Here is a 19,183-nt window from a genome sequence, read left to right as displayed (position 1 = left end):
CCCCGCCTCGTGGACCAACCCGTAGCAATGTTTGAAGACCGACCGTACAAGCGAACGTTCTACAGCGCTCCGCAATCGGTGACCTCGCTCGCGGCTGCGTTCCTCGAGCCGACGATCACCGTCCTCACCTTCCTCGGTGCCAACCTCTACCTCGACGCGTTCATCGGGCGGCCCGAACTCGTGCTGTGCCTGCTCGTCTTCGCGCTGACCTTCCCCGGCCACAACCGCTTCCGCCAGAACCTGATCGCCGCCGGTGTCGACATCGTGTCGTCATGGGTGGTGCTGATGGGTGTGCTGCTGTTGTGCGGCTACGTGACCCGCAGCCTCAGCTACTTCGAGCAGCAGGCGCTCGTGATCTGGGTCGTGGCCACGCCCATCGTGCAGTGGCTGGGTGTGTGGGCCGGCCGCCGCGTGGTGCTGCACCAACTCTCACAACCGGAAGCACGCCGCCGCGCCATCGTGATCGGCGCCGGGCCGCAAGGCGTCAAGGTCATGCGTGCCCTGACGCTGAGCGAAGACAAGGGTGTCGACTTCCTCGGCTACTTCGACGACCGCGCCGATGCGCGTGTCGACGGCCTGGCCATGGACCAGGTCAAGGGCGGCCTGAAAGACGTGGCCGACTTCATCCGCCGCCAGGGCATCCACGAGGTCTTCATCACGCTGCCGCTCGGCTCGCAGCCGCGCATCGTCGAGCTGCTCGAGCAGATGCAGGACACCACCGCCTCGCTCTTCTTCGTGCCCGACATCTTCGGCATCAGCATCATCCAGGGCCGCCTGCAGGACATGAACGGCCTGCCGATCGTCGGCATCTGCGAGACGCCCTTCACCGGCACCAACGAACTCGTCAAGCGGGTGAGCGACGTGGTGCTGGCGTCGATCATCCTGGTGCTGATCTCGCCCATCCTGCTGGCGATCGCCATCGGCGTGAAGCTGAGTTCGCCCGGCCCGGTGATCTTCAAGCAGCGGCGCACCGGCCTCGATGGCGAAGACATCATGGTCTACAAGTTCCGCTCGATGACCACGCAAGACAACGGCGCGGTCGTCAAGCAGGCCACCAAGGGCGACTCGCGCATCACGCCATTCGGCGCGTTCATCCGCAAGACCTCGCTCGACGAGCTGCCGCAGTTCTTCAACGTGCTGCAAGGCCGCATGAGCATCGTCGGGCCGCGGCCGCACGCGATCGCGCACAACGAGGAATACCGCCGCATCGTCAAGGCCTACATGGTTCGCCACAAGGTGAAGCCCGGCATCACCGGCTGGGCGCAGGTGAACGGCCAGCGCGGCGAAACCGACACGGTCGACAAGATGCAGGCCCGCGTCGAGTACGACCTCGAGTACCTGCGCAACTGGTCGCTGGCGCTCGACCTGCAGATCATTGTGCGTACCATCCGGCTCGTCTTCTTCGACCGCAACGCGTACTGACGCTGACGTGCCCGCCCGCCACGGCGCGCGTCACAGCCATCGAGCCTCGCATGACCAACATCTCAAGAACTCGTCGTGACGCCGTCCTGAAACTTGTGCTGCCGCTGTCGGGCCTGGCGGTGTCGGCCGCGGCCCTCGGGCAGACGACGGCACCCGAGGAAAGCCCGTACTACATCGGGGCCACCGTGGGCATCTCGCATGACTCCAACGTCCACAGGCGGCCCACTGGCGAAACCGCTGACACCATCTGGACCGGCGGCGTCATCGGAGGCTTCAACCTGCGCTTCGGCCGGCAGCGTGTGTTCGCCGATGCCGACGCGGAGGTGCACCGCTACAACAAGGTCTCGGGTCTCGACAACAAGAGCTACGCCGTGCGCGGCGGGCTCGACTGGGAGACGATCGAGACGCTCTCCGGCAGCCTGCGCTACGACGCCCGCAACAACCTCAACAACTTCACCGCCGCCGACGGGTCGACCTTCCTGAGCGACCAGCAGACGCAGCAGTTCAGCGCCAATGCGCGCTACGGCCTGCCTTCCCAGGTCGTGTTCGACCTCGGCTACGACCACCGCACCTTGGAGATCGCCTCCGCTGGCGCCCGCAACTACTCGCAAGACATGGTCAGCGCCGGCCTGCGCTGGGCGGTGGGCGGCAGGCTCACGCTCGGGGCTGGCGTGCGGGCCACACGCGGCGAGCAGGAGACGCAGCCGGTCGTCGACGAAACCAAGCGGCGCGACATCGACCTCACGGCCACCTGGGTCACGGGCGGCTTCAGCACTTTCAACGCCCGCGTGAGCGCCACGAAGGAAACGCATTCGGTGGGCGTCAACCCCGACCTGTCCGAAACGACCGGCGCCCTGAGCTGGAGCTACCGGCCGACTGGCCGGCTCAGCTTCACCGCCTCGGCCACGCGCGACACCGGCAAGGAAACCACCTTCAGCACCACCGCCGGCGGCGAAGGCGGCGGTGCCCTGCCCGTCGACAACACCCGCGTGGGCACCACCTTTGCCGTGGATTCCCAGTACGAACTCACCGGCAAAATTTCCCTGAATGGCAACCTGCGCCAGCGCAAAGGTACGCTCAGCAACTCGCAAAGCGAAGCCGTCAAGGGCTACGGGCTGGGCTTCACCTACCTGCCCGCCCGCAGCCTGGCTTTGCGCTGCAGCGCGAGCCGCGAGAATCGCACCGTTGCCGGGGCCACGGCCTACGAGGTCACCATCACCGGGTGCACCGGCGAAATCACACTCCGGTAAAGCGCTGCGGCGAAGATCCACCCTCCGCCGCCCAGGCCTGCACCCAGAACATTCATGGTTTCAACCTCCTCTGCTCCCATCGCCGTCCAGCCCGTCATCATGGCGGGCGGCAGCGGCACGCGGCTCTGGCCGCTGTCGCGCGCCCTGTACCCGAAGCAGTTCCTCGTGCTGCATGGCAACCGCAGCCTCTTCCAGCAGGCGGCCAGCCGGCTGGCCGGGCTCGCCACCGACGGGTTGGCCGTCGCCCCGCCCTGCGTGGTGGGCAACGAGGAACATCGCTTCCTGGTGCTCGACCAGCTGCGCGAACTCCAGTTGCCGCCCGCCACCGTCCTGCTCGAACCGATGGGCCGCAACACCGCCCCGGCGATGACCCTGGCCGCCCTGCAAGCGACCTCCTCCGGCCAGGACCCGGTGCTTGTGGTCACCCCGGCCGACCAGACGGTGGTCGACGAGGCCGCCTTCACCACGGCGCTGCGCCAGGCCGTGCGCGAGGCCGCCAAGGGCACCTTCGTGATCCTCGGCGTCACACCCGACCGCGCCGAGACCGGCTACGGCTACATCCGCGCCGATGGCCCCAAGGTCGCGCAGTTCGTCGAGAAGCCCGACGCCGCCACCGCCGAGCGCTATCTGGCCGCGGGCGGCTACTTCTGGAACAGCGGCATGTTCGTCGTGCGGGCGTCGGTGTGGCTCAAGGCCCTGGAGCGCTTCCGCCCCGACATCGCAAGCAGCACCCGCGCCGCGTGGGCCGCGCACAAGGTCGATGCGAGCTTCGTGCGGCCGGGCAAGGCAGAGTTCGCCGCCATCCCCAGCGAGTCGGTCGACTACGCGGTGATGGAGAAGTGCCCCGGCTCCGGAGAATTCGACATCGGCATGGTGCCGCTGTCGGCCGGCTGGTCCGACCTGGGCGCCTGGGACGCCGTCTGGCAGGTGGGCGACAAGGACGCCGACGACAACGTCGCCATCGGTGACGCCATGCTGCGCGACAGCCACCACACGCTCGTGCACGCCACGAGCCGGCTCGTCAGCGTGGTCGGCCTCGACAACGTGGTCGTGGTCGAGACGCCCGATGCGGTGCTGGTGGCCGACCGCAGCCGCAGCCAGGACGTCAAGCACATCGTCAACCGCCTGCAGACCGACGGCCGCAGCGAGCAGACCCTGCACCGCCAGGTGCACCGCCCCTGGGGCTGGTACGACAGCATCGATGCCGGCCCGCGCTTCCAAGTCAAGCGCATCATGGTCAAGCCGGGCGCGAGCCTCAGCCTGCAGATGCACCACCACCGCGCCGAACACTGGATCGTGGTGAGCGGCACCGCCGAGGTCACCAACGGCGACAAGGTGATCCTGCTCGGCGAGAACCAGAGCACCTACATCCCGCTCGGCCAGACCCACCGGCTGGCCAACCCCGGCAAAGTGCCGCTCGAGATCATCGAGGTGCAGTCGGGCAGCTACCTGGGCGAAGACGACATCGTCCGCTTCGAAGACACCTACGGGCGCGGCTGAAGCCGCACCTATCAGCATTCATGGACAAGAACGCCAAGATCTACGTGGCCGGGCATCGCGGCATGGTGGGCAGCGCCCTCGTGCGCCGCCTGCAGGCCGGCGGCTACCGCAACATCGTGACGCGCACGCATGCCGAGCTCGACCTGCTCGACCAGCAGGCCGTGCATGCCTTCCTCTCGGCCGAGAAACCCGACTACAGCTTCATCGCCGCGGCCAAGGTGGGCGGCATCCAGGCCAACAACATCTACCGCGCCGACTTCCTCTATCAAAACCTCATGATCGAGGCCAACCTCGTGCACGGCGCCCACCTCGCGGGCATCCAGCGCATGATGTTCCTCGGCTCGAGCTGCATCTACCCGCGCGACTGCCCGCAGCCGATCAAGGAAGACTACCTGCTGACTGGCCCGCTGGAGCAGACCAACGAGCCGTATGCGATCGCCAAGATCACCGGCATCAAGCTCTGCGACGCCTACAACGCGCAATACGGCCGCCAGTACGTGAGCGTGATGCCCACCAACCTTTACGGCCCGAACGACAACTACGACCTCGCCACCAGCCACGTGCTGCCGGCCCTGCTGCGCAAGGCGCATGAAGCACGCGAACGCGGCGACGGTGAATACGTGGTCTGGGGCAGCGGCACTCCCAAGCGCGAATTCCTCTACGTCGACGACCTGGCCGACGCCTGCGTGCACCTGGCCGAGCAGGGTTACGACGGCCCGCTGGTCAACATCGGCACAGGCGAAGACGTGACCATCCGCGAGCTGGCCGAGTCCGTCATGAAGACCGTGGGCTTCGAAGGCCGCATCGTCTTCGACAGCAGCAAGCCCGACGGCACGCCACGCAAGCTGCTCGACGTGAGCCGCCTCGCCTCGCTCGGCTGGCGCGCCAAGACCAGCCTGCAAGAGGGCCTGCGCCTCACCTACGAGACCGCGCCGTTCCGCCAGTAAATTCCAAGACCATCCTCACCGAGATCGATCATGTCCCACAAGAAAGTTGCCCTCATCACCGGCGTGACCGGCCAGGATGGTGCGTACCTGTCCGAACTGCTGCTGAAGAAGGGCTACGAAGTCCACGGCATCAAGCGCCGCTCGAGCCTTTTCAACACCGACCGCATCGACCACCTCTACCAGGATCCGCACGTCGACAACAAGAACTTCATCCTGCACTACGGTGACCTGACGGACAGCACCAACCTGATCCGCATCATCCAGCAGGTGCAGCCCGACGAGATCTACAACCTCGCCGCGATGAGCCACGTGGCGGTGAGCTTCGAGACGCCCGAGTACACGGCGAATGCCGACGGCATCGGCACGCTGCGCATCCTGGAGGCCATCCGCATCCTCGGCCTCGAGAAGAAGACCCGCTTCTACCAGGCCAGCACCTCCGAGCTGTACGGCCTGGTGCAGGAAATTCCGCAGAAGGAGACCACGCCCTTCTACCCGCGCAGCCCCTACGCGGTGGCGAAGATGTACGCCTACTGGATCACCGTCAACTACCGCGAGGCCTACGGCCTCTACGCGTGCAACGGCATCCTCTTCAACCACGAGAGCCCGCTGCGTGGCGAGACCTTCGTGACGCGCAAGATCACGCGTGCCATCGCCCGCATCGCGCTCGGCCTGCAAGACTGCCTGCACCTGGGCAACATGAGCGCCCTGCGCGACTGGGGCCATGCGCGCGACTACGTCGAGATGCAGTGGCTGATGCTGCAGCAAGACAAGCCCGAAGACTTCGTCATCGCGACCGGCGTGCAGTACAGCGTGCGCCAGTTCGTCGAGTTCGCCGCCAAGGAGCTGGGCGTGACCGTCACCTTCACCGGCGAAGGCGTGAACGAGATCGGCACCGTCACCAAGGTCGAAGGCGACAAGGCCAAGTGCAAGGTGGGCGACGTGATCGTGCGCGTCGACCCGCGCTACTTCCGCCCCACCGAAGTGGAAACGCTGCTGGGTGACCCCACCAAGGCCAAGCAGAAGCTCGGCTGGGTGCCCACCACCTCGCTGCCCGAGCTGGTGAAGGAAATGGTCGAGGCCGACTACAACTCGGCGCGCCGCGACAGCCTGGTCAAGATGGCTGGCTTCCAGGCCTACGACTACCACGAGTAAGCGGGGCATCTGCATGGGCCGCCCTGCCCTGTTCCTCGACCGCGATGGCGTGATCAACATCGATCACGCCCACGTGCACAGAAAAGAAGACTTCGATTTCGTCGACGGCATCTTCGACCTCGTGCGCACGGCACGCGAGCGCGGCTACCTCGTCTTCGTGATCACCAACCAAGCGGGCATCGGGCGCGGCAAGTACACCGAGGCCGACTTCCACCTGCTCACCGAGTGGATGTGCGGTGAGTTCGCCTCGCGCAGCGCGCCCATCGACAAGGTCTACTTCTGCCCGTACCACGCCGAGCATGGCATCGGGCACTACAAGGCCGAGTCGCCGTTCCGCAAGCCCAACCCCGGGATGATCCTGCAGGCGGCGCAGGAGTTCGACGTCGACCTCGCGGCCTCGGTGCTGCTGGGCGACATGGAAACCGACATCCAGGCGGGCGCCCGCGCGGGCGTGGGCAGCACGCTACTCTTCCGCCCGGCCGGCCACCCGCAGCCGGAGACGACGCAGGCCCACGCCGTTGTCGCCGCACACGCCGACGTGCAGGCCTTCCTGCCGCAACACGTCCCCGCCTGATCTGCCACGCTTCATGAAAAAACGGCGCCTTGCAAGGCGCCGTTTTGCTTTGAGCGAAAGCGACTCAGCGCTTGGCCTTCACCTTGTCGGCGTAGCCGCGCGGGTACTTCTGGTGCCAGGCCCAGGCCGTCTCGACGGTGCGCTTGATGTCGTAGAACTCGGGCTTCCAGCCGAGCTGCGTCTTGAGCTTGGTCGGGTCGGCCACGAGCGCGGGGGCATCGCCGGGGCGGCGGGCGGTGATCTGCAGCGGGATCTTCTTGCCGGTCACTTCTTCGCAGGCGCGGTGCACTTCCTTCACCGACTGGCCGTTGCCGGTGCCGATGTTGAACACCTCGGCCGTGGTCGGCGTGGTCGCCATGATGGCGAGCATGTGCGCTTGCGCCAGGTCGTCGGTGTGCACGTAGTCGCGGATGCAGGTGCCGTCGGGCGTGGGGTAGTCGTCGCCGTAGAGCATGAGCTTGTCGCGCTGGCCGAGGGCCACCTGCAGCAGCAGCGGGATCAGGTGCGTCTCGGGGTCGTGCGCTTCGCCGAACTCGCCATCACGGTCGGCGCCCGACGCGTTGAAGTAGCGCAGCAGCGTGAAGCCCAGGCCATAGGCATGCGCGAAGTCGCGGATCATCCATTCGACCGCGAGCTTGGTGCGCGCATACGGGCTGCAGGGGATCTGCGCGGCCGTCTCGTTCATCGGCACCACCGGGTTGTCGCCGTAGGTGGCGCAGGTGCTCGAGAACAGCATGCGGTTGACGTTAGCCTGGCGCATCGCGCGCAGGAGGCTCAGCGTCCCGGCGATGTTGTTGTTGTAGTGGTGGTCGGGGTTCGTCACCGACTCACCCACATACGTGGCGGCGGCGAAGTGCATCACCGCCTCGCTGCCGTGGTCCTTCATCACCTTGGCCAGCGCGGCCGTGTCGGCGATGTCGCCCTTGACCAGCTTGCCGGCCGGCACCGCCGCCTCATAACCCTCGGAGAGGTTGTCGAACGCGATGGCGTCGTGGCCTTCGGCCAGCAACTTGCGCAGGCACGCGCTGCCCACATACCCCGCTCCGCCCGTCACCAGCACTTTCATGTCGTGTCCTCTTGTCTTTGATCAGTTGAATCGCCCCGCGAACACACGCGGTGCATCGGCACGCGCAGCTTCCAGCGCATCGAGGTTGCCGATGTCGCGGTGGTAGCCCTCGTGCACATGGCCTTGCATGCGGCCGACGAATTTCGGCAGCACGTCGAAGCCGAGGTCGAAGGCCTTCGCATCGGCCATCTCGCGCCAGGCCTCCGCGGTCACCGCATACACGCCGGCGTTCGCCAGGTCCGACTTCGGTTCGGCCGGCTTCTCGACGAAATCGACGATGCGCCCGGTCGCGTCGACCTCGGCGATGCCGCAGGCCTTCGGGTTCGGCGCGTGGAACAGCAGCATGGTCATCAGCAAGCCGTGTGCCCGGTGGCTGGCCATGAAGGCCGGCACATCGAGGCTCGACAGGTTGTCGGCGTAGATGATCAGCACGTCGTCGGCGTCGTCGGCCCAAGCGCGGTTGTGCGCCACGGTGCCCGCCGAGCCGAGCAGCACCGGCTCGTAAGCCTCGACGGCATTGAAGCCTTCGTGGCGCTTGTCATCGAGGAACGCCCGCACCGCATCGGGCAGGTGGTGGTTGTTGACCAGCACATCGGTGATGCCGGCAGCGCGCAACGCCTGGAACCAGTAATCCAGCAAGGGCCGGCCGGCAATTTCGACCAGGCACTTGGGGACGGTGTTCGTGAGCGGGCGCAGGCGCGTGCCGAGGCCGCCCGCGAGCAGCACCGCCTTGGTTTTGCGCTGGCCTGTGCTCACGCCTTGTTCACGTCGCGCACCACATTGAGCGCGGCCATCTGCTGGTTGCAGTAGTCGAGGATCTGCGCCGCGTTGTCGGCCGTCGAGAGCCAGGCCTTGTAAGCCTCGACGCTCTCGTGCACCGTGCGTGTCGGCTTCCAACCGAGTGCCTTCAGCTTGCTCACGTCGGAGCAGATGTGGCGCGTGTCGCCGAAGCGGAACTTGCCGCAGGGCTCGGCCTGGTAGCCCTTGGCACCGAAGACTTCGGCCACGACCGTCGCGAACGACGAAACCGTGTGCGCCTTGTCGCCGCCGACGTTGAACATCTCGTAGTTCGCACGCTCGTCGCGCAGCACGAGCAGGTTGGCGTCGACCACGTCCTGCACGTTCACGAAGTCGCGCACCTGCTGGCCGTCTTCGTAGATCATCGGCTCGCGGCCGAGGTGGAAGCTCAAGCAGAACACGCGGCACGCACCGCTGTACGCGTTGTAGAAACTCTGGCGCGGGCCTTGCACGATGGAGTAGCGCATGGCCACGCTCGGGATGCCGTAGCGCTTGCCGAGCGACAGCGCCACGCGCTCTTCGGCGATCTTCGACAGGCCGTATTGGTTCTGCGGGTTGGCGACCGTCTCGTCGGTGCGCTGCCATTGCAGCGGGCCGGTAAAGCCCTTCGGCGCCTGCACCTCCCACACGCCGCGCTCGAGCTGTTCGGTTGGGCGGATGTCAGGCAGCACGGGCTTGCCGTTGGCGTCGTGATAGAGGCCTTCCCCGAGCGCGGCCTGGCTGGAGGCCACGATCACCTTCTTCACCGGCAGCTTCTCGCGCACGATCAATTCATAGATCAGCGCGGTGCTGGTCACGTTGACGTCGAAGAAGCGGCTGAAGGTGGGCAGGTAGTCCTGGAACGCGGCCAGGTGGTAGACGTAGTCGCTGCCGCGCAGCGCGTCCAGCAGCACGGCTTCGTGGCGCACGTCGCCTTTGATGAACTCGATGCGCGGGTCGAGATAGGCCGGCTTCGCATGGCCGGGGTGCACCGGCTCTTCGAGCGAGTCGAGCACGCGCACCTGGTAGCCCTCGCGCAGCAGCGCGTCGGCGGTGTGGGAACCGATGAAGCCGGCGCCGCCGGTGATGAGCACTCTCATGGGTGGGTCTTTACTGGTTGTGCAGCAGACGCTGATGGTCGCTGATGAAGATGACACGGCCACCGCGGCGGTCGATGTCGAGCGTCAGCTCGCGCGGGTTGCCGAGTGCATCGCGGATCAGGTTGTGGCGCTCCTTCGGTGCAATCAGCAGCAGGAAGCCGCCACCACCCGCGCCCAGCAGCTTGCCGCCTTGCGCACCCAGCTTGCGGGCCTGCTCGTACCAGGCATCGACACGTTCCATGCTGATGCCGAAGCCCAGCGAGCGCTTGAGCTCCCAGCCCTGGTGCAGCAGCTTCGCGAACTCGTCGAGGCCATTGGCGCCGGTGATCGCAACCCGCATCTCCTGCGCCAGGTCGCGCATCGCGCGCAGCACCGGCATGCGGTCTTTCGTGCCTTCGCTCTGGCGCTTCAAGATGCCGTCGGCGTCGCGCTGCTGCTCGGTGTAGAGCAGCATCATGCGGCTCGACAGCTCCTTCATCGTCTCGGCCGGCGCCGGCACCGGCTCCACGTCGACGGTGTCGTCTGGGTTGAAGCGGATGTAGTTGAGGTTGCCGAAGGCCGCGGCGTACTGGTCCTGCTTGCCGATCGGCTTGCCGAGGATGTCGATCTCGATCTGGCAGGCCTGCTCGGCCACGTTCTTCGCGCTCACGATCTGTCCCTTGTAGGCGTACAGCGCCTGCAGGAGGCCCACGGTCAGCGAGCTTGACGAGCCCATGCCGGTGCCGGCCGGCACGTCGCCCACGGTCGTGATCTCGATGTGGCGGCCGAGGCCGGTGATGCGCAGCGCCTCGCGCACCAGCTCGTGCTGGATGTCGTTGATCGATTCGGCGATCTCCACCTTCGTATAGGCCACCCGCGCCGTCTTCTCGAAACGCGGGCTGACCGTGACGTACATGTGCTTGTCGATCGCCATCGACAGCACCGCGCCGTATTCCTGGCGGTAGAAGGCGGGCAGGTCGGTGCCGCCGCCGGCGAAGCTCACCCGATACGGGGTTTGCGAAATGATCATGTCGTCACTCTGGTGGGTGTTGCCGGGCCGGTGCTGCGCTGCCCAGGGGCAGCGGCAGCCAGGCTCTGGCGGAATTTCTCGATCAAGGGCTCGAGGCAGTGGTTCAGGTCGAAGGTCTTCTTGAGCAGCTGCTGGCCGTTGGCAGACAGGCGTGCCGCCAGCGCCGGGTCATGCATCAAGCGGGCCATCGCATCGGCCAGCTGCGCCGGCTGGTTGGGCTCGACGAGCAGGCCGGTGTCTTCATGCTGCAGCAGATCGGGAATGCCAACGAGGCGTGTCGAAATGGCCGGCAAGCCGCTCGCCATCGCTTCCATGATCATCTGCGGCAGGCCATCGACGTCGCCATCGCTCGCCCACACGCACGGCAGCACGTAGACGTCGCCTTCGTGCATGAAGTCGACGATCTTCTCTTGCAGCAAGGCCTTGCCGGTCACGCTGATACGGTCGGCGAGGTTGAGGCGCTTGATCTGCGCATTGAGCTCGGCTTCGAGCGGGCCACTGCCGCCGATCACGCATTCGAATTTCTCGCCGCGGTCGACGAGGATCTTGCAGGCGTCGATCAGGTCGGAGAAGCCCTTCTTCTCCACGAGACGGCCCGACGAGACGATGCGGTAGACCTTGTTCGGGTCACGTGCCACCGTCGGCGGGTAGAACCACGAGAGGTCGATGCCGCAGTAGGTGATCACCAGTTGCTCGGGCCGCGCACCGTGCTTCAGGTAGAAGTCGCGGTGGAAGGTCGAGATGCAGATGATGAAGTTGGCTCGTTCGATCTTGTCGAGCAGCGCACTGCGATTGCGGAAGAGATCGGTCGCATGACCCGTCCAGCTGAACGGTGCGTCGAGCAGCCAGGCGCCATACATCGCGATCGTGCCGCAGGAGTTGATCCACTGCGAGTGGATCTGCGAGACCTTGCGGCCGCTCTTGCGGATGCCGGTCGCCCAGTGCACCGCCACCGCGAGGTGCGCGATGCCGGCGAGCCGCGCGCGGAGGTGTTCGCGCCGGCCGAAGAAGGCATTCCACAACGCTGCGAAGAAACGCCCGCGGAAGCGGAAGGGCGCCGCCAGCAGCGAGAAGAACATCGCCACCAGCGGCAGCGGGTACATGAGCTCGGTGCGGCGATTCATCGCCACCGCCCAGTCGGAGTCGTGCAGCAGCTTGTCGGGCGCACGCATTGCGTGCAGCGCCACCGGGATGCCGGCCGCTTCGACGCGGCTCAGCTCGTTGGCAACCCAGGCGTTGCCGATCCCGTTTTGCGTGACGTAGTGGATCACCGCAGCATCACTTGCGCTGCTTCAGGTAGAACGCGAGGATCGATCCCGCGGCCATGTGCATGTCTTCGATCACGCCGTACTGGTCGCTCTCGACGTGGAAGCAGATGTCGACTTCCTTGCGCAGCTTGCCGCCGGTGAAGCCGGTGAGGCCCACCGTGGTGGCGCCCACGCTCTTCGCGTAGTCGTTGGCCTTCAGCACGCTCGGCGAATTGCCCGAGCCGGAGATGATGACCACCAGGTCACCCTTGCCGCACAGGTTGCGCAGTTGGCGCGCAAAGATCTCGTCGTAGCCGAGGTCGTTGCCGATGGCCGTCATGAAGGCGGTGTTGTCGTTGAGCGAGACGCAGCGGATGAGCGGCTTGTTCACACGCTCGGCCGTCTTCGACCAGTCGGTCGCGACGTGCGACGCGGTGGCGGCCGAGCCGCCGTTGCCCATCACGAAGATGGTCTTGCCCGACTTCTCGACCTTCTCGATGGCCTTCGCGATCTTCTCGAGCGCGGCGTAGTCGAAACGCTCCCACTGCTCGAGTTCACGGTCGCGGTACCACTCGGCGAAGGCCCGCACCGACAGGCCGCCAGGGCCTGTGCCCGTCATGTTGGAAGCCGCGAGGCCCGGTGTCTTTTTCTCCTGGATCTTCGGGGCTTTGGACTTGGCGTTCGCCTGCTTGCTCATGACGTTCTTTCGCTTCGGTATGTGGATCGGGAAAGCTCGAAAGATTGTATTGGCGGGATCTCTCGTAACCCTCTGTCCACAGCACTCGCGGGCCCCCCTAGGTGAGCGGGGACCAACAGTCAAGCCGCGACATTCCGCACACGCCGGGCGCGATGCGCCGCGTGTCACGACGCTTTCATGAAACGCGCGAAGAGGTCGGCCTGCCGCTCGATCCACAGCGGGTCGAAGTGGCTCTCGTCGTAGTAGATGGGCCGCTTCAACGCGTCGTCGTACACGCGGCACGAGGTCTCGTTGCACAGCCGGCCCCGCAGGCTCACGCGGTGGAAGCCCGGCGTCGACGCGAGCCCCTCGAACAAGGGTTCCATCCAGCCGGTCTGCGCGCGCAGGGCGGCGGCCGGCAGGCTCAGGCGCACCTGGCCGTACCAGAACTGCTCGCGCGCCACCCGGTCGGCCACGCGCAGGGTGGATTCGGGCGCACTGTCGACCAGCACGACGGTCTTGCCCCGGGCCAGCGTGGCCATCACGGCGGTGCGCAGCTCGTCGAGCACCACGCGCTGCTTGGCCGACAGGGTGGGCGGCTCCACGCAGCGACCGTCGCCCGACGCATGGCAATACGGCGCCCCGGCCAAGCCCACGGTGGCCCATCGCGCCGCCACGACCACGGTGTCGTAGGGCTCGGCCTGTGCCTTGCGCCAGGCTTCGGCCGCGTACTCGGCGCAGTGGTAGCCGGGTTGCGTGCGCCGCAGGTTCGGCACCGGCGGGCACTCGGCGGCGGTGTAGAAATCGACCGAGCCCGGGCTGTGCGCCACGAACCACGCGTAGAAATGCTCGGCATGCGAGTCGCCGATCACGAGCACGCGGGCGGGCGTGTGCTTCTCGATGCGGCAGGGCTTGATCTCCTGCAAGGGCTTCTTGTAGTTGCTGCAGGCATCGGGGAAATAGCGCGAGCTCACCGAGGCCCAGTAGCCGTCGTAGAAATCGCCGCGGCCCGGTTTGCGAGACGGCAGGCCCGCGGTGGCCAGCACGGCGAACACCACCGCGCCGGCCGCCAACATCGTCGCCAGCGGCGCCGCCACGGTGCGCAGGCGCCCCGCCCGGCGCTGCATCAGCGGGCGCTCGACGAAGGTGTATGAAGCCCAGCCCAGCAGCACCGATGCGCACGCGATCGCCGCGGTGCAGGCCCACGGGTGGGCCTGCGGCAGGTCGGTCAGGCGCAAACCGATGATGAGCGGCCAATGCCAGAGGTAGATGGAGTACGACCACCGGCCCAGGCCTTGCAGCACCGGGTTGCGCAGCACGCGGTTGTCGGCATCGGCCCACAAGACCATCGCCGTGCCGAGCACCGGCAGCACGAGCCACGCTCCTGCACCGACGGTGCGCACCCGCGCAGCAGCGATCAGGAGTGCGCCGACCAGCACCAGCGCCAGGCCGAGATGGCTGCCCCAGGCTCGCCAGCGCCCGCCAGCAGACGGCTGCGCGAGCAGCGCCACCAGTGCGCCGGCCAGCAGCTCCCACATGCGTGCGAGCAACAGGAAGAAGCCGCTCTCTGCGGCGCGACGCGACAGCCACAGGTGCCACGCCAGGGACAGCAGCAGCAACAGCGCCACGCCAGCCACGGCGACTGCCTTGCGGCGTGCCCGCGGCGACCAGCGCGTGAGCACGATCAGCAGCAGCGGGTAGAGCAGGTAGAACTGCCACTCGACCGACAGCGACCAGGTGTGCAGCAGCCACAGCGAATCGCCCGCATGCGTGATGTAGCCGCTGTGCGCGAGGAAGTAGTGGTTCGAGACGAACACCAGCGCACGCACGCCCTGCTCGGCCAGGCGTTGCATGTCGAAGGGCGGCAGCCACGCCGCACCGGCCACGAGCAGCAGCAACACCAGCGCAGCGAGCGCCGGCCAGATGCGCGCGGCACGGCGCACCAGATAGTCGGCATAGCTGAAGCGACCGGCGTCGAGCCGGCGCCACACCATCTGCGTCATCAGGTAGCCCGACAGCACGAAGAACACGTCGACGCCGATGAAGCCGCCGGCCGCCCCCTTGAGCTGCAGATGGAAGGCGACGACGAGTGCGACCGCCAGGCCGCGCAGCCCGTTGAGGTCGACCCGGTAGTCGTCTCGTGCGGCGCTCATGCGGCGCGCGAGACGGGCACCAGCCGGTCGAGCAGCGCCACCAGCCGTTCGCGCGCTTCGAGGCGGGTGAAGGTGTGGTCGGCGTCGGGCACGAAGTCGAGCGATGCGAGCTGGCGTTCGACCAACCGGTCGATCGCACTCCCGCCCTGCTTGCGCAACAGGTCGTAGCCGGGGGCGCGCGCCGCGAAGACGAAGCGCAGCCGGATGCCCTGGCGCACCGCACGCGACAACTCGCCAGCCAGGTCATCGCGCAGCGGAATGCGCAGGCGGCGCGCCAGCCGCAGCAGGTAGGGTTCGATGTGCCCCCAGGTGCGCCGCAGGCCGACCTGCGCGATCACGCGCGCATCGAGCTGGCCGCGCAGCAGCTTGAGCCAGGGCTCGCGGGTGAAGACCTTGTCGCGGTAGCGCGAGGTGAGTTCGGCCAGCTCGTAGTCCTTCACGTCGCGCAGTGTGTCGCCGTCGTGCCAGAAATAGGTGAGCGGGTTGATCACGGTCGACGACACCACCGGCTGCCCCGCCACCGCCGCCTTGAACGCGTGGTAACCGCCCGAGCACAGGCCCAGCAGGTGGCACTCGTCGGCGCCCAGCTCGCCGCGCAGGTAGGCCAGCGCGTCGGTCACGTCCTGCATGGCATGCGCGGAGTAGACGACGTTCTCCGGCGCGCCGGGGCGTGCGGGGCTGTCGCCCACGCCCGACAGATCGATGCGCAGCACCGTGACCCCGCGCGCCGCCCATTGGCGTGCGAGCCGCGTCCAGAGGCGGTTGGGGCCGATGTGATGCACCGCGCCGGAGTTGAGCATCAGCACCGCCGGCCGGCCGCGCTGCGAGGCCACGCCACCCTCGGGCTCGGTGAGCACGCCGAAGATCGCCGACGCCGAACTGGTGGCGATGTGGACCGGCCGCTCCGTCACCGCGGCAGACAGGTGCAGCACGGCATCGCCGGCAGACGGCACCGGCACGACGGGGCACAGCGCGAGCGCGTCGTCCCACGCCTGCATGCGGCGGACCACGCCCTCGATCATGGCTTGCGGCGCGACGCTGCGCTGCGGGTCCTGCACCATGTCGGCGTAGCCCGGCAAACGCTCGACCTGCACGTCGGCGCCCAGGGCCTTGAGCGAGGTCTGCCAGTCGACGCCGTCTTCGAGATCGTCGCGCGGAATGATGAGCACACGGGGCGCGGGGGCCTGCGGCAGGCGGCGCAGGTCGAGCTGCGAGAGGTGCTCTTCCGTCGCCCGCGCCATCACGAACCCGGCCGACTCGAGCACATCGGCCTGCGACGCCGCGGCCGCACTGCCCCCTTGCCCGAGCATCGTGAGTTCGCGGATGTAGCCGCGCCCGCGCACCACCGGCGCGATGCTCACGAGGCCCGCCACGTCGTCGCGCCCCATGCCTGCGAGCGCCGCGAGCGTGGCGCCGAGGCGCACACCGAGCAGCACCACCTGCTGCACGCCACCGGCCGCCTTCAGGGTGTCGATGGCGGCGTTCACGCCAGCCAGCCAGCGGGCCGGCACGTCGGGCTCGAACTCGTCGCCTTCGGAATCGCCACAGCCGGCATGGTCGAAGCGCAGGCTGGGCCAGCCCGCCGCGCTGAGGGCCATCGCGAACTGGCGCAGGCTGCGGTGTGCGCAGACCTCCTCGAAGCCGAAGGGATTGCAGACCACCACACCGACGCCTCGCCGGGCCTCCGGCGCGGGCAAGTGCAGCCAGCCGAACAGCCGCGCGCCTTCGGCACCGAAGTACAGGGGCCGTGCCGGCAGCGGCTTCATGTCGGCACCACGATGGGCACGGGGCGGCTGGCGTTCAACGCCCACACCCAGCCCTTCAAAGGGCGGCCCGTGGCAGCGCCGGTGCGCTGCAGCGCCAGCGAGCGTGTGGCACCGGGCGCGAGGTGGAAGTCGTTGTCGACGGGCAGGTGCTCGTCGACCTGCACGTGCACATGCTGCGCGGCGCGCGTGGTCGTCAGCACCAGCTCGCCGCGGCCCGGCTCGTAGCGCGCGCTCAGGCCCAGGTCGTCGTGCACCGGCTGCGACAGGCCGGCCGGGAAGTGGAAGGCCTCGCCGACGACACGGCCGTCGGGCGCCTTCAGTTGTGCATGCACCAGCGTCACGGGCGGCGGCCCGAACCGGTAGGCATACGACACGTCGGTGAACCCGCCCAGGTGCTGCGCCAGGGCGATGCTGGTGTCGCCGCGTGCGGCCACGGTGACGGGCAGGCTGGCCTCGTCGACCCGCGCATCGCCGCTGCCGTAGAGGCACAAGGTCAGTTCGCCCACGAGGGGCTCGGCGCGCTCGTTGACAAGGTGCACGGCCACGCCATTCACCCCTTCGTCGGTGATCAGCACGGCCACCGGCTGCAGCACGCGGCGCAGCGCATGGAAGCAGGCCTTGGGCAGGCCGGTGTCGTCGACCAGGCCCCAGCCGGCGCCGGCCCACAGGTCGCGCAGGAACCACACGAGCGCCCCGCCGCAGCGCGAGCCGGGGCGCCGCCATTCGGTGAAGGCCGAGGCCATCACCTCGCCCGTCACGATGCGGCTGAGCGCGAGGTAACGCTCGTGGTCCACCGAGCGCAGCTGCACCGGGTCGACCTGGAAGAGCGAGGCGAGGTAATGGTCGCGCACGTCTTCGAAGTCCCAGCCGGCGTTGAGGTCGCGCGGCGTGCGCTCCTTCCAGCCGGGGTGGTGCACCCGCAGGCCCAGGCCGCCGGGCATGCGGGCCACGGTGCGCTCGTCGGGCACGTTGGCGAAGGCCAGGCACTCGGTGGCGAAGCTCAGCTCCGAGCGGCGCGCATCGTCGAGCGGCCGCAGGTAGGCCCCCACGCCGTAGTACGACGCGGTGCCGGCGTTGGCCTGGTGCGGAAACGCGCCGCCATGGGCGCTCGATGGCCAGTAGGGCACCCCCGGCAGCGCCGCTTCCACCGCCTCGCGCAGGGTGGTGTGGAAGAGCGCCGGCGCCCACAGCTCGCGTGGCGCGCCCCACATCGCTGCCTGCTGCTCGCCCTCGCTGTTGCCGCAGACGACGGCCACACACGCACGGCCTTGCCAGCGCGCCGTCTGCTGCGCCACCTCGGCGCGCACGCTCGCGAGGAAGGCCTCGTCGTGCTCGGGGTAGTCCATGTTGGCGAACATGAACTCTTGCCACACCAGCACGCCGAGCGCATCGCAGGCGTCGAAGAAGGCATCGCCCTCGTAGACCATGGTGCCGCCGACACGCAGCATGTTCATGCCGGCATCGCGGGCCTGCTGAACGGCGGTGTGCAGCGCTTCGGGGCTGCTCGTGAGCGAGACCACGTCGAGCGGTGTCCAGCAGGCGCCACGGCAGAAGACGGGCACGCCGTTGACCTTCAGGCCGAAGCGGCCTGCGGTGGTGTCGGCGTCGACGCGCCGGAAGCCGAAGGGGCGCAGGTGCTGCGTGGTCGGGCCTGGCGCATCACGCCGCTGCGTGATGAGGCGGGCCTCGTAGAGCGCAGGCTCGCCGTGGGTATGGGGCCACCACAACGCCGGCCGCGCCACGGTGAGCGTGCCCTCGTATCGCCCATCGGCGATGGCGAGCGGCGTGCGCCACACCTCGTCGCCGCGGCGAAGCTCGAGTTCGATGCGCTCGATGCTGGCGCGGGCCGCGTCACTGAGCGTGCCATGCACCTGCACCCGGCCGCGGCCCTCGGCGTCGACGCTTGAATGCAATTGCGGGCGCAGCGGGTCGAGTGCGCCACGCCGCTCCCACCAGATCGCGCCCACCGGCCCGACCGGCGCGGCCGGCGGCGACCAGCCCGGCGTGCGCCCGAGCAAGGTGGTGCGGTGCCAGCGCAGCTGCTGCTGCGGGACCATCGGCACGCGCCAGCGGGGGCGTGGGCGCTTGGCGGCCAGCAGCGCGTCGAGCGCATGGAAGCGGATGTCGAGCTGGTTCTCCCCCGGCACCAGCAGCGACGCGACCTCGCATTCGTGCGAGAGGAACATGTTGTCGCTGTGCAGGATGAGGTGGCCGTTGAGCCACACGTCGGCCAACGTGGCCAAGCCGTCGAACCCGAGCCAGAGCGCCTCACCCGCATCGAGCAAGGGCGGCGTGAAGCGGGTGCGGTACCACCAGTCTTCGGCGTCGAAGCGGCGGGCCGGTCCGTCGAGCGACCAGCGGCCGGCGCTGCGCAAAAGGGCAGCGGCCGTGCCGGCGTGGGGGGACGTGAGCCACTCGCCGGGAGCGAGTGCATCGAGCTGCGTCGGGGAAGTACAGCGCCCTGGCGCGGTGGCGCAGATCTGCCACATCCCGCCCAGCACGACCCGTTGCGGGGTGTCCTGGGCTGCGGGCGTCATGTCACGG

At 68.0% G+C, this 19,183-nt stretch carries 15 protein-coding genes; 6 read left to right on the top strand and 9 right to left on the bottom strand.

Going from position 1 to position 19,183, the window contains the following annotated elements; translation table 11 throughout:
- Positions 1 to 27 precede the first annotated feature (27 nt).
- The 6 genes from KF892_21970 to KF892_21945 all read left to right on the top strand — a co-directional run bounded on the left by KF892_21970 (position 28) and on the right by KF892_21945 (position 6,845).
- The gene (locus KF892_21970; protein MBX3627693.1) at positions 28 to 1,422 is read left to right on the top strand and encodes an undecaprenyl-phosphate glucose phosphotransferase; all 1,395 of its coding nucleotides are present in this window, start codon (positions 28 to 30) and stop codon (positions 1,420 to 1,422) included.
- A 50-nt stretch (positions 1,423 to 1,472) separates the two neighbouring features.
- Complete coding sequence (locus KF892_21965; GenBank protein MBX3627692.1) at positions 1,473 to 2,672, top strand: hypothetical protein; 1,200 nt, start codon at positions 1,473 to 1,475, stop codon at positions 2,670 to 2,672.
- 99 nt (positions 2,673 to 2,771) lie between these two features.
- Positions 2,772 to 4,172: a mannose-1-phosphate guanylyltransferase/mannose-6-phosphate isomerase gene (locus KF892_21960; protein ID MBX3627691.1), complete on the top strand. Its 1,401-nt coding sequence runs from the start codon at positions 2,772 to 2,774 to the stop codon at positions 4,170 to 4,172.
- 20 nt (positions 4,173 to 4,192) lie between these two features.
- On the top strand, positions 4,193 to 5,119 hold the full coding sequence (locus tag KF892_21955) for a GDP-L-fucose synthase (GenBank protein MBX3627690.1): 927 nt from the start codon (positions 4,193 to 4,195) through the stop codon (positions 5,117 to 5,119).
- A 30-nt stretch (positions 5,120 to 5,149) separates the two neighbouring features.
- On the top strand, positions 5,150 to 6,271 hold the full coding sequence (gene gmd, locus KF892_21950) for a GDP-mannose 4,6-dehydratase (GenBank protein MBX3627689.1): 1,122 nt from the start codon (positions 5,150 to 5,152) through the stop codon (positions 6,269 to 6,271).
- A 13-nt stretch (positions 6,272 to 6,284) separates the two neighbouring features.
- Positions 6,285 to 6,845 (top strand): HAD family hydrolase, encoded by a 561-nt coding sequence (locus tag KF892_21945; GenBank protein ID MBX3627688.1) that lies wholly within the window; start codon positions 6,285 to 6,287, stop codon positions 6,843 to 6,845.
- A 64-nt stretch (positions 6,846 to 6,909) separates the two neighbouring features.
- Here the strand turns inward: KF892_21945 and galE are convergent, their stop codons facing one another.
- The 9 genes from galE to KF892_21900 all read right to left on the bottom strand — a co-directional run bounded on the left by galE (position 6,910) and on the right by KF892_21900 (position 19,176).
- Complete coding sequence (galE, locus tag KF892_21940) at positions 6,910 to 7,911, bottom strand: UDP-glucose 4-epimerase GalE (GenBank protein ID MBX3627687.1); 1,002 nt, start codon at positions 7,909 to 7,911, stop codon at positions 6,910 to 6,912.
- Positions 7,912 to 7,932: 21 nt separating this feature from the next.
- Entirely contained in the window at positions 7,933 to 8,667 is a 735-nt protein-coding gene (locus KF892_21935; GenBank protein MBX3627686.1) for a nucleotidyltransferase family protein, read from the bottom strand.
- Positions 8,664 to 9,788, bottom strand: a complete 1,125-nt coding sequence (locus KF892_21930) for an SDR family NAD(P)-dependent oxidoreductase (protein ID MBX3627685.1) — start codon at positions 9,786 to 9,788, stop codon at positions 8,664 to 8,666. The genes KF892_21935 and KF892_21930 overlap by 4 nt, the downstream gene beginning before the upstream one ends.
- A gap of 10 nt (positions 9,789 to 9,798) precedes the next feature.
- Positions 9,799 to 10,797 carry a GHMP kinase gene (locus KF892_21925; protein MBX3627684.1) on the bottom strand — a complete coding sequence of 333 codons (999 nt, stop codon included), beginning with the start codon at positions 10,795 to 10,797 and terminating at the stop codon, positions 9,799 to 9,801.
- Positions 10,794 to 12,068 carry a glycosyltransferase family 4 protein gene (locus KF892_21920; protein ID MBX3627683.1) on the bottom strand — a complete coding sequence of 425 codons (1,275 nt, stop codon included), beginning with the start codon at positions 12,066 to 12,068 and terminating at the stop codon, positions 10,794 to 10,796. The genes KF892_21925 and KF892_21920 overlap by 4 nt, the downstream gene beginning before the upstream one ends.
- Before the next feature lie 7 nt (positions 12,069 to 12,075).
- Positions 12,076 to 12,741 (bottom strand): SIS domain-containing protein, encoded by a 666-nt coding sequence (locus KF892_21915; GenBank protein MBX3627682.1) that lies wholly within the window; start codon positions 12,739 to 12,741, stop codon positions 12,076 to 12,078.
- 164 nt (positions 12,742 to 12,905) lie between these two features.
- Complete coding sequence (locus KF892_21910; protein MBX3627681.1) at positions 12,906 to 14,873, bottom strand: acyltransferase; 1,968 nt, start codon at positions 14,871 to 14,873, stop codon at positions 12,906 to 12,908.
- A complete protein-coding gene (locus KF892_21905) occupies positions 14,870 to 16,639 on the bottom strand; it encodes an alpha/beta hydrolase (protein ID MBX3627680.1) in 1,770 nt (589 codons plus the stop codon). Before KF892_21905 ends, KF892_21910 begins: the two co-directional genes overlap by 4 nt.
- Positions 16,636 to 19,176, bottom strand: a complete 2,541-nt coding sequence (locus KF892_21900) for a glycoside hydrolase family 2 protein (protein ID MBX3627679.1) — start codon at positions 19,174 to 19,176, stop codon at positions 16,636 to 16,638. Before KF892_21900 ends, KF892_21905 begins: the two co-directional genes overlap by 4 nt.
- Positions 19,177 to 19,183 lie beyond the last annotated feature (7 nt).

The organism is Rhizobacter sp., assembly GCA_019635355.1.
Lineage (GTDB): Bacteria > Pseudomonadota > Gammaproteobacteria > Burkholderiales > Burkholderiaceae_C > Rhizobacter.
This window is presented reverse-complemented; position numbering and strand designations above follow the sequence as displayed.

Coding starts and splice junctions, on each gene's coding strand:
- KF892_21970 (MBX3627693.1), top strand. CDS start 28: ATGTTTGAAGACCGACCGTACAAGCGAACGTTCTACAGCGCTCCGCAA.
- KF892_21965 (MBX3627692.1), top strand. CDS start 1,473: ATGACCAACATCTCAAGAACTCGTCGTGACGCCGTCCTGAAACTTGTG.
- KF892_21960 (MBX3627691.1), top strand. CDS start 2,772: ATGGCGGGCGGCAGCGGCACGCGGCTCTGGCCGCTGTCGCGCGCCCTG.
- KF892_21955 (MBX3627690.1), top strand. CDS start 4,193: ATGGACAAGAACGCCAAGATCTACGTGGCCGGGCATCGCGGCATGGTG.
- gmd (MBX3627689.1), top strand. CDS start 5,150: ATGTCCCACAAGAAAGTTGCCCTCATCACCGGCGTGACCGGCCAGGAT.
- KF892_21945 (MBX3627688.1), top strand. CDS start 6,285: ATGGGCCGCCCTGCCCTGTTCCTCGACCGCGATGGCGTGATCAACATC.
- galE (MBX3627687.1), bottom strand. CDS start 7,911: ATGAAAGTGCTGGTGACGGGCGGAGCGGGGTATGTGGGCAGCGCGTGC.
- KF892_21930 (MBX3627685.1), bottom strand. CDS start 9,788: ATGAGAGTGCTCATCACCGGCGGCGCCGGCTTCATCGGTTCCCACACC.
- KF892_21925 (MBX3627684.1), bottom strand. CDS start 10,797: ATGATCATTTCGCAAACCCCGTATCGGGTGAGCTTCGCCGGCGGCGGC.
- KF892_21915 (MBX3627682.1), bottom strand. CDS start 12,741: ATGAGCAAGCAGGCGAACGCCAAGTCCAAAGCCCCGAAGATCCAGGAG.
- KF892_21910 (MBX3627681.1), bottom strand. CDS start 14,873: ATGAGCGCCGCACGAGACGACTACCGGGTCGACCTCAACGGGCTGCGC.
- KF892_21905 (MBX3627680.1), bottom strand. CDS start 16,639: ATGAAGCCGCTGCCGGCACGGCCCCTGTACTTCGGTGCCGAAGGCGCG.
- KF892_21900 (MBX3627679.1), bottom strand. CDS start 19,176: ATGACGCCCGCAGCCCAGGACACCCCGCAACGGGTCGTGCTGGGCGGG.